General features: G+C 48.7%; 8 protein-coding genes. 1 reads left to right on the top strand and 7 read right to left on the bottom strand.

Annotation, left to right across the window (positions count from 1 at the left end):
* Window positions 1-477 (top strand): fructose-bisphosphate aldolase (locus tag OEM52_10870; GenBank protein ID MDK9700635.1); only part of this gene is annotated, 477 nt, incomplete at its 5' end.
* A gap of 120 nt (window positions 478-597) precedes the next feature.
* Here OEM52_10870 and OEM52_10865 read toward each other — a convergent pair.
* The 7 genes from OEM52_10865 to OEM52_10835 all read right to left on the bottom strand — a co-directional run.
* Window positions 598-951: a hypothetical protein gene (locus OEM52_10865; GenBank protein ID MDK9700634.1), complete on the bottom strand. Its 354-nt coding sequence runs from the start codon at window positions 949-951 to the stop codon at window positions 598-600.
* An 81-nt stretch (window positions 952-1,032) separates the two neighbouring features.
* Window positions 1,033-1,473, bottom strand: a complete 441-nt coding sequence (locus tag OEM52_10860; protein ID MDK9700633.1) for a J domain-containing protein — start codon at window positions 1,471-1,473, stop codon at window positions 1,033-1,035.
* Between the two features lie 25 nt (window positions 1,474-1,498).
* A complete protein-coding gene (locus OEM52_10855; protein MDK9700632.1) occupies window positions 1,499-1,981 on the bottom strand; it encodes a J domain-containing protein in 483 nt (160 codons plus the stop codon).
* 90 nt (window positions 1,982-2,071) lie between these two features.
* Window positions 2,072-4,228, bottom strand: coding sequence for a carbohydrate binding family 9 domain-containing protein (locus OEM52_10850; GenBank protein ID MDK9700631.1), 2,157 nt, complete (start codon window positions 4,226-4,228; stop codon window positions 2,072-2,074).
* A gap of 232 nt (window positions 4,229-4,460) precedes the next feature.
* On the bottom strand, window positions 4,461-5,765 hold the full coding sequence (locus tag OEM52_10845) for a DUF1015 domain-containing protein (GenBank protein MDK9700630.1): 1,305 nt from the start codon (window positions 5,763-5,765) through the stop codon (window positions 4,461-4,463).
* 298 nt (window positions 5,766-6,063) lie between these two features.
* A complete protein-coding gene (locus tag OEM52_10840) occupies window positions 6,064-9,264 on the bottom strand; it encodes a T9SS type A sorting domain-containing protein (GenBank protein ID MDK9700629.1) in 3,201 nt (1,066 codons plus the stop codon).
* A 168-nt stretch (window positions 9,265-9,432) separates the two neighbouring features.
* On the bottom strand, window positions 9,433-10,616 hold a 1,184-nt coding region (locus tag OEM52_10835), incomplete at its 5' end, for a T9SS type A sorting domain-containing protein (GenBank protein MDK9700628.1).

Genomic DNA, 10,616 nt, shown 5'->3' with positions numbered 1-10,616 from the left:
GTTTTGTGGTGTTACATCCAGAATAATGCGTTTAAAGTAGATGGTAAGGATTACCATGTATCGGCAGATTTGACCGGGCAAGCAAATCATCTCGGCGTCACCATCGAAGCGGATTTAATCAAGCAAAAACTGCCCGAAAACAATGGCGGGTATGCGGCATTGAACATGGGTAGCTCGAGCTATGGTAAATTCGACAAACGGATTTACACCGAACTTGCGAGCGATAATCCCATCGACCTAACCCGTTACCAAGTTGCCAACAATTACATGGGTCGCATCGGTCTCATCAATTCCGGTGGGCCGTCTGGTAGTAATGATATTGGGGAAGCGATTCGTACCGCAATCATCAATAAACGGGCTGGCGGGGTCGGTCTGATTTCCGGTCGGAAAGCATTCCAAAAGCCGATGGCAGATGGTGTGAAGTTGCTACATGCGATTCAGGATGTGTATCTCTGCAAAAAGGTTACCATCGCGTAGTTTCAAATCGGAGATTTTTTGGAAGAAGGGGCGTATCTCATACGCCCCTTTTTTTCGTGACAATGAAAAAGCCCGCTCTGAGGAACGGGCTCCGCAATTTGTGAATGATGAGTTGCTCGGTTACACCGATGTTTTCAATTTGATGACGAGCATTGTTAGAATACCGATAACGATCATTGCGAAGATGATAAACACCAGCGAGATGATGAAGTCTTTGTTGCTAACGATGATGCATGCCAAGCCGCATATTGCCGTGGCGAGGATCGTCTGCCATACCAGTGTATCGAGCGCTAAATTGCGGGGAGTCGCGCTTAACGCGGATGCATCAGTACTTGCATTCAGTTTCCAGATCCAAGCCCGTGACTGAATCTTATGTCCATCGCTCGGATCGGTGGTTGTTATCGGAACGTAGAGACAAAAAATTAGAAGAGCGCTGAAATAAAAAAGTAAAAAATAACGTTGCGCCTGATTCATGGTATTCCTCTTGTAATGTAGATGAGCAGACAATGTAAGGAAAATTTACAAAATTCAAAGCGAAAAGTTCAATGAAATGTGTTACTGTTTCTGAATATCGGGATCGAAAGTTTGAGCTTTACTCGGGTGATAAAGCGTTGGATAACACGTAACTGCTGAAAATGCCATAACAACAAAGAATACAACCGATACTGCTAACCAGAACCAGAGGGAGTGAAAGTAACGATCCTGTTGATTCGTCAGTTCGTGGGTAAACTGGTTCAAGGTTGATTCAATTTTTATCTCTTCGGGAGTCTTGATAGAGGAAATTTCAACCGTTTCGGTTGCAGGAAAATTGCCAAATCGTTCGGTAAAATCTTGAATTGTCTGGTATGCTTCATTGATTATTTTAAAGCGAGCTTCGGCACGCTCCCGGACACTTTCGGCTAAATCGCTAAATCGGTCGGGATGGCAAAGCTGCGCTTCGTCACGGAACGCGCGTTTCACATCTTCCAGTGGTGCGCCGGTAGGAAGCGAGAGGATTTCGTATGCTTCGTGTAGTTCCGTTTTAACCTCGCCGCCTTATTAGGATTCGTAGTAAAAGTAAAACGATTCCGCCACCTAATACAATCAAAACGGGAGCCCATGAATCGCCGCTTACACGGAACGCGAAAAAGAGCGCGGCCATGTACAAAAGTAAGTACTTAACACTGTCGAGCTGAGTCTCGAAGTGACGATTCTCACCCACCATAAACTTACCCAAAGCTTCTTTGCTCGCTGGTTGGTGAGGTTCTTTATCAATGATAATTTCGCCACTATTTCCATCATTGCGTTCGAATTTACCGAACCGTTCGTTAAATTCAGCGATGACTTGATTCGCTTCGTTGATCAGCTTAAACCGCTCTTCCGCTCGTTTTCGCACCCCTTCCGAAGAGGTGCTGTGGCGGTCAGGATGGCAGAGTTGCGCTTCGTCGTGAAACGCTTTTTTCACATCATCGAGTGGAGCGCCAAATGGCAAACTAAGAATCTCATACGCTTCGCGAAGTTCCACGATATGCTCACGGTTGTTTCCGATAAAATACAAAGAAAAACGGGGCGTACTCCGATGTTACGCCCCGCTTCGAAAAAAATACCGCTGGAACTATACGACAATCCGATAGGTAACTTTACACAAAACGGTCGCATCCACCGGCTTAACTCGACCGACGGTATCGAACCGCTGGTTATAGGCAAGATAAACGTCGCTTCCGAGATTCGGCATCCAATGCCAGCGAAAATTCATGTTCAGTTTCTTCGATTGATTGTTCCATTGTCCGAACAACGAACCATCGGCGCGGGTACTGTAGGCATACCGGACCCGGGAGCCATAATCCGAAGTCGTTACCCGAACTCCACTCAATTCGATATCGTTCCGGGTGTAATCTCCACTCAATGTGAAATGTTGGTTCAACCGCCAATTCGCGGAGCTGTAAAGGGAGCGGTGGGTGCCTTGGTAGAATCCGCCGAATGTGTACTCGGAGTAAACAAATCCTTCCCGCTGTGAGCTAGTGCCCAAATTAATTCTTCCCTCATTGTACCAATGCTCGCCACTCTCAATGAATGCGTTTCCAATAAGGGGAAAACTATAATCGAACCGTTCGTAGGATCGATTGAAATTTACTTCGGCATAGTCGCCGCTGTTCAACGTCGCGCTCAATCCGCCCAACGTGTAATATTGGCTCTCCTGTCTACCATTGACGTCCCAGTAACGGTCGATGATGAATGGAGTAAAGGCTATCCGCCGGAATCCATGTTGGGTAGGACGTATCGCATAAGTAAACTGGGTGGCAAATTTCCTACCATACCGGGTGTTGTAACCGATTTCCGGATTGAAATTTTCTTCGACGCTGCGATAGGATACAAACGAGTATATTTGATCGTTCGGCGATTCAATGAAATACCGCCAAGCGGTGTTCCTGCCAACCAACTCCGGGGTTTTCGACATAGCGAACGCACCGCCATGTTGGAAATAATTATCTCCCAACACATGATCGTACTTCAAGAGCGCATCGGCGCCGAAGACCCGGTTGTAACGCGACGATTCCTCTTTATTGGTTGCCATCACTCCGATGTAGGATTGCCGGAGAACATTTCGTTTCACCCGCGCTACCGAGTAGTTCGTTGAAGGTATCGTCCCTTTCTCTGCCGTCTGCATCGTCAATACGCCGATGTTGTATTTTCCCACACTGCCGGTTACTCTCGCTCCACCAAGTATCGGGATTGGCGTACCGTTTGGTGAGAATCCAATTCGGCGGCTGTAAAAAAGGTTCGGGGTGTCGGAGAAATTGAAGTTAAAAGTTCCACCCCCTTCGAGGAAGAACTCTCTGCGTTCCCCTTGAAACTGGGGTACTCGTGACAGATTGATAATCGGTCGGTCATCTTCGATCTGGGAATAATCGGGATTGGTCGTTAAATCAAGGGTGAGGGTAGAGGTAAGTGGCATCTTGATATCGATGCCGGCTTTGGTGACTTCGATTTGATCGTCGCCATAGTCGGGATACAGTTTTGTAAAACCACCAACGCCGTATGGTTTGATCTCGATATCGTTGCCACGCTGAATGTTCTTTAACCCTAACAGTGTTCCCGCTCGCGATACAACAGTCGCTTCCTGATTGGGGAGGAGCGGTTGCCAGAAATCGAATTCATTGTTTCGTTGGACATCGCGCTCGAAATTCACACCCCAAACTTGTATTGAGTCCTCGGTGAACCGCAGGGTTGAAAAGGGAATCATCATTTCGACGTACCACCCCTTGTCGTCACGGCTGCCGCGGCAATCCCAGACACCATTCCAATTGGGATTGAAGTACATGCCGTCTTGCGCACCCAATGCATCATATAACGCACCGTTGGCATTGGTGCCGAGGTAATAGCAATTGCGGCGGTCACGATAAGTATCCAATGCGATGACGAACGCATCTTCCGCACTGGGATCGAAATCCCTGCGTAACCCGTAGGCGGAGATTTTGTCAGGCTGGCTGTCCCAGCACCACCCCGCGACATACAACGCCTTATGATCATACACCAACCGTACTTCCGTCTTTTCAGTTTCTGGATCACCGTTTTCGGGACTGCGTTGGATGAAATTGCTGGCCGGTTCGGCAAGCTGCCATACCGCATCATCCAGTTTTCCATCGAGGTGCGGACCTTTTTCGACTCGCACTGCGGTAATCGTGTTGGCGGCATGCGCAACATACAACTTCGTGTACCCCGTTACGACAAACACCACGAAACACCAGAATATTATTAACTTGAACCACATAACCCCTCCCGAAAACAGAAATTGACCGAACTTGTCCGTTAGAGGAGGGAGGTGGGCTTTTTGTTGCAAGCTAAAGACAATTAGTGCAAATGTCGAGTTCAAACACAAAAGGGGCGTATTTCATACGCCCCTACAGTTGTAGGACAAACACACCGGTCTGTCCAAATCTCAATTCAATTTTGCGAAACATTTAATTGTAGAGAAGGGGATGGTCTAAGACCTGCCCCTTCTCTTACTTCTGGATTTCCATCTTCATCATGATGAGACCGCTCAACAGCTTCGGGTAGAAGTCGGTGGACTTTTGCGGCATCTTCTCGCCTTGTTCCGCGACTTCCTTCACTTCCTTGACGCCAGTCGGATTGATCAGGAAAACCGCTTGGTACTTGCCATTCTCCCGTTTATCGAGCGCGCCGTTGGGATCACGGGCGTAATCGACGTGGGCTTGCGATTCCAATTTCGCGGAATCGATGCCGAGCAGTTTATCGAGCAACAGCGTATGGAGAATCGTTACATCCAACCGCTTCCAGGCTTTCGATTGCTCTTTCGGTCCCAACTCGTCCATAACTTTTTCGTCGCGCAGCGTGAGTATCGTATAACCGTCGATATCGTTAGCGGAAAGTCCGAAATGGTGGCCAGGCAGTTTCATGGCTTCCAGCAATGCGGTGCGGTCGGTGAACGACTTGACGTCGAACCATGCTTTGGCTTTTTCGAGGAACGCATTGCCATCGAAGGTCGGGAGATCGCGTACCATCCGGTGAGTCGGTAAAATCGTGAGACCCGGTTCGTCGAGGTTGATAAACGTCATCATCCGATGGGTAAACGATTCCACGCCCAACGGTTTCCAACCTTTTTCCTTGCATTCCGCGAGGTAATTCTGCGCCGTCTCAAAGCGGTGATGACCATCAGCGATAAAGAGCAATTTGTCTTCGATTCCCTTCGCAATACCGCTGAGAATCGCACTATCAGTGATTTCCCAAACCCGGTGGGTACAACCGAAATCGTCTTTGGTTTCCAGCAGCGGAGTGCCGGTGCGACCCTTTGCTACAAAATCCGAGATCGTAAGCGTCGGATCGCTATAGAGCATGAAGATATGCCCTTCGTTTGCTTCGTCGGCGCGCATCAGCTTCAACCGGTCGGCTTTCGGCCCGGCAAGTGTCTTTTCGTGTGCCTTCACCAAATCTTTCCCAGCGTCGAGGTCGAGCAGACCGACAAAGCCGTGCCGCACATAGGTTGTTCCATCGACGTCATATTCTTGATCGTATGCGTAAAGCGCCGGTTGCGGACGACGAATCAATACCCCTTCGTCGAACCATTTCTTGAATAAGTCGCCGGCGGTTTTATAACCGTTGTCCGGCGGAAGCGCGGGATCGTTGACCGGCTTGATGACACGGGCAAGGTTGTACGGGGAACGATTACAGTACTCGGCGCGGAGGTCGGGTCCGATTTTATCGTAAGGCTGGGTGACAACTTTGGCAAGATCGCCCACTTTGTTCGTGTTGTAAATGACAGCGCGGAACGGTGCAATCTTCGTAGGCATGCGGTCTCCTTTAGAGAATCTCTGGGTTATGGCGAATGTATCGCGTGAGCGGACGATTTCCGGTAAATGGCAAGGAATGAAAACGGCGTTCAACGCGGAGTATTTCTTTACAGGTTAACTAAGATAACCGTTTTTCCCGGCAGGGGGCAAATTGGGTGTTGGGTGTTAGGTGTTGGGTATTGGGCAATGGGTTATTGGTGATGGGGAGGGGAGGGCTCCCACGCCCTCCCACTGTCTTTGCGAGGAACGAAGCTCCGGATCGTGCGAAGCACAGCCGAAGCGAAGTGACGTGGCAATCTTACTGCACCATCACCATCTTTTTGGTGGATACAAATATCCCGGCTTCGATGCGATAGAAGTATACCCCGGAACCGACTTTCATTCCGGTATTACTCTTCCCATTCCAACGTACATCAAAGGTGCCCGCCTGCAATTGACGATGAATCGCCGTGACGACCTCTCTTCCCATTACATCGAAGATAGTAACTTTCACTACACCGGATACCGGTAACGTAAATCGGAACTTGGTTTCCCCATTGAATGGATTGGGAAAATTCTGTTCCAAGGTGTATTCGTTGGGCAACGCTTCCGAAACCTGTTCTTGGACATCGACACAGGCGCGGTCGTAGATCCGTTGTACCGAGACGACCAAGTTCTCTTCTTTATGCAGTCGGAATCGGTTTATTCCAATAAGTGCACCACCCATCCCATCGGACACTAAGGTATTCTCACCACTAAAATACCTTGTTACTACCCCGATTCCATTGGGTTGGTTCCAAGTAACTGGATCGGCATTTTGGAGATTGGCATTGAAGTGTTTCGCTAAAGTATTGGTAGTTGCGCCGGAATCCGCTCGAATACCGTATTGTCTCCAACTGACAAACACCGAACCGTTACTTCCCGCACAGATGTTGGGATCAGTTTGATAGTTAGAAGATGGATAGATTTGGATTCCCGATGGATTCGCGAGCGAACCATCTTCCGAAACTCTTTGTAGATAAGCTTGAGCGTTCCCACCATTGCGTACATCCCGCCAGACGAACCAAAAGTTATTGCCGGATTGAACTGCGCGACTAGCCGATTGGTCTTCCGTTCCAAAACCAACCCGAATACCTCCATTATCCCACTGGGCAATCCCATTTGAGTTGAGTCGTTGGGCAAAAATTTGTCCACCATCATTGGAGTCGGTACAATACTCTTGCCAATAGGCAACGACGCCACCATCGGAAGCTGGAGTTAATCGCAAGTGTTGCCGATTACCATTAGAAGTGTTTCGAGCGCTATCGGCGATGGTTCGACGCCAGAGAACTTGGCCGTAGAGATCGATCTTTGCAACTTTGACTGAGTAGAAAAAATTGATTTCGTCATACAATTCGAGGTAACCGAGGTAGTAATTCCCACCGGATTTTGTTATGTAGGAAAAAGACTGCTCACAATCAGCCGAATCGATTACCAACCCATCGGGATGCAGTTGTGGTTCTCCATTGTACAGGATATGCTGGACCCGAACCCGATTGTAATAAAATGGAGTGGTTGTATCTACTGTAGTAAAACAAATCAGCGCGCCGGAGTTACCATCGGGTACGCCACAAAGATTATTGGGATTAATATGTGACGATGAAATCTGGGAACCGAAGTTACCCCACATCCGTTCGCCATTCCGGGAAATCTTCTGTCCCCATATATATCGTATATATTGATCATCACCATTTCTCTTTATGAAAACAGAAATCGCACCAAGGTCAGGGGTAGCAACTAATATCGGTGGGTTTTCATCCCAACCGCCTGATTGACTTACGCGATTTGTGGTGTCAAGTGTAATAGGATTTCCATTGAGTGCACAACCAATCGGCGCTCCTGTTATCGCGTTGTTGACTGAGTAATAAACCCGACTTCCAAGCGGCATCCTTCTCTGGTCGACCCATGATGTAATAAACCGCCCCGGTTCGTTCGAGAGGATAGAAATATCATAGCAATTCCAAGAAATGTCGGGGACAGTCTCGATACCTCCGATTGGGAAATTGTTCGCCGGACTTCCCGATGAATTCAACATCGTTCGATATATTGGTAATGATCCATTCCTGGAGTCTTCCCATGCGAAGAATACTCGTTGCCGGACCATTGACCCCATTGGTTGACGTTGTCCTCCAAATCCGAATGCAACGGGAATACCATTCTCTCCCCAACCAATCTCTCCATTACTATTAACTCGCTGGGCAAAAAAGTCTTGTTCAGGTGATGAGTAATTTCGCTCATCTTCCCAGAACAGAACTGCGCCACGGGAACCATCGGAGATCATCCGCATTTCCCGTTGATGGTAACTGTTGACACAGACTGGTAAGCCAGTTTCTCCCCACAACTTCACCAAAGTGTTGGCACCGGTGACACGATTGATGTAAATATCTTCATTCGAATTGGCAGCAGGATCAGTACGAAAATCTTCCCACGCGACAATGCAGGTATCTATTCCCGATGCAATTATCCGGGGATTGGTTTGGCAACCAGCGACATTGATTAAGGGCACGCCAGCAACACCGGGATTCCAACGGGGTGTACCACTCGAATCGATCCGCTGCATATATAATTCAGAATTTTCCTCGAGCGATATATTGTTGTACCAAACAAGGAACGCTCCACCTCGACCATCTTCCACTGTTCGTATCTTTGCCTGCTCGCCGGTTGCTCCAATAAGCTGAAATCCAGTAGAATCGACGAGTAATGTTCCATTCGCACGAAGTCGTTGAAAATAGATATCGGGATCACCCGATTGGCGGTTATCAACCCAAGTGACCCAAGCGCCGCCGCGTCCATCGGTGCAAATGGAGTAATCGCTATTGTACGGTTGACTTGCCGCCGCAACGGCAATTGGTGTACCATTCGCCCGAAAACCGGGAGCAGTTTGTCCATTACCGAGAATCCGGGTTCCCCATAGATCATAACTCAAGCCACGCCGTTGATCCTCCCAAACCAGAATCGCGCCATCGCCGCCATCGGAAATCATTTTGATATTAAGCTGTTGTTCCGGAGTCGCTGCAATCCGAACACCGACAATTGTATCGCCAAGCGAGTGCCATTGCGTGATGCCGGTAGGTGAGAGTTTTTGAGCATAGACTGCGCCACCTAATACGTCGTCCCGGTAATCGATCCATGCGACAATACATCCGCCGGGAACGGCTAACACAACGGGATCGTCCTGATCACCAATACAATTGTTGATGGTTCTGGTCCAGAGGTGATTGCCTAACGAATCGAAAGCGGCACCACGTACTCGATAATCATAATCACCATATTCGCCCCATGCGATGTAACTAATACCATCGCTTCCGGTAGATATTTGCCGGGTCCACGCAAGATTGCTCCCTCCGCGGATCGTGAGTCCGAGCGAATCGCCGGGATATCGGAGTTGGTTTTGCTGGTATTGCGCACCGGCAATGGTCGAGAATAGTAACATCGAAAATGTTACCATGAGGAGTTTTGAAAAGCGTATGTGGGCAATCATGGCATCCTCCTGTTGTTTGTTCAAAATGCATCATCGACACTGGGTAGGGGCGGACCATCGTGTCCGCCCACTGTCTTTGCGAGGAACGAAGCTCCGGATCGTGCGAAGCACAGCCGAAGCGAAGTGACGTGGCAACCCCGAAGGGCTCACCGAAGGTAATCTCATTCCTCACTGCACCATCACCATCTTCCGGGTGGAAATATATTTACCGGCTTCGATGCGATAGAAATACACCCCGGAACCGACTTTCGTTCCGGTATTACTCTTTCCGTTCCAACGGACATCGAACGTACCCGCCTGTAATTGTCGATGAATCGGCATTACAACTTCACGCCCCATTACATCGAAGATGGTTACTTTCACGACACCGGATACCGGCAACGTAAACCGGAACTTGGTTTCCCCATTAAATGGATTCGGAAAATTCTGTTCCAAGGTGTATTCGTTGGGCAGTGCTTCCGAAACCTGCTCTTGTACATCGACACAGGTGCGGTCGTAGATCCGTTGTACCGCAACTACCAGATTTTCTTCAAAGTGCGTACGTAATCGACTAATACCAATGATGGCTCCACCATATCCATCGGGAACTGCACTGGCAATCGAACCTTTATAAGAGGACAAAACTCCAATACCATTTGTCCCATTCCATGTGAGAGAATCGGCATTGAGACCGTTTTCGTCGAGATGAACTCCAATCGGAAATTTACGTGAATCTTCTAGTTCAGAGTTATAGAAATACTGAGTCCAAAACAAATAGACCGTGCCGTTGCGACCGGCAACAACTTTTGGATCTATCTGAACATACGGATCGGTGAAAACACGGTGCCCACCTTGCCACAGCAAAGTTCCCGATTCGGATACCCGTTGGCAATAGATTTGAGCGATCCCACCATCGCGAACATCTTTCCAGACGAACCAGTAGTGGTTACCCGATTGGATCGCGTCGGCATAAGCTTGATCCTGTAAACTTGCTCCTACTCTAACACCACCATTCGTCCAGAGCGCATTCCCCAACGAATCGATCTTCTGTGCGTAAATCTGTGCGCCATTATTGGAATCGGAGCGATACTCCTGCCAGTAGGCAATGACACCGCCACCGGATGAGGGAGATAGCCGCAATCTCTGTCGGTCTCCGGTGGCTTGATTACGAGCGCTATCGGCGAGTGTTCGGCGCCAGAGCACTTGACCGGATAAACTTACTTCTGCAACTTTTACCGAGTAGTACGGATTGTTCTCATCGTCAAGTTGAATATAGCCAACATAGTAATTCTCACCGGATTTTGTTAGACAAGAAAAACTTTGCTCGCGGTCAGACGAATCGATAACAACGCCTGCTGGATTCAACATTGGCT

It is taken from the genome of bacterium, from assembly GCA_030247525.1.
In the GTDB taxonomy this organism is placed as follows: Bacteria; Electryoneota; JAOADG01; order JAOADG01; family JAOADG01; genus JAOTSC01.
This window is presented reverse-complemented; position numbering and strand designations above follow the sequence as displayed.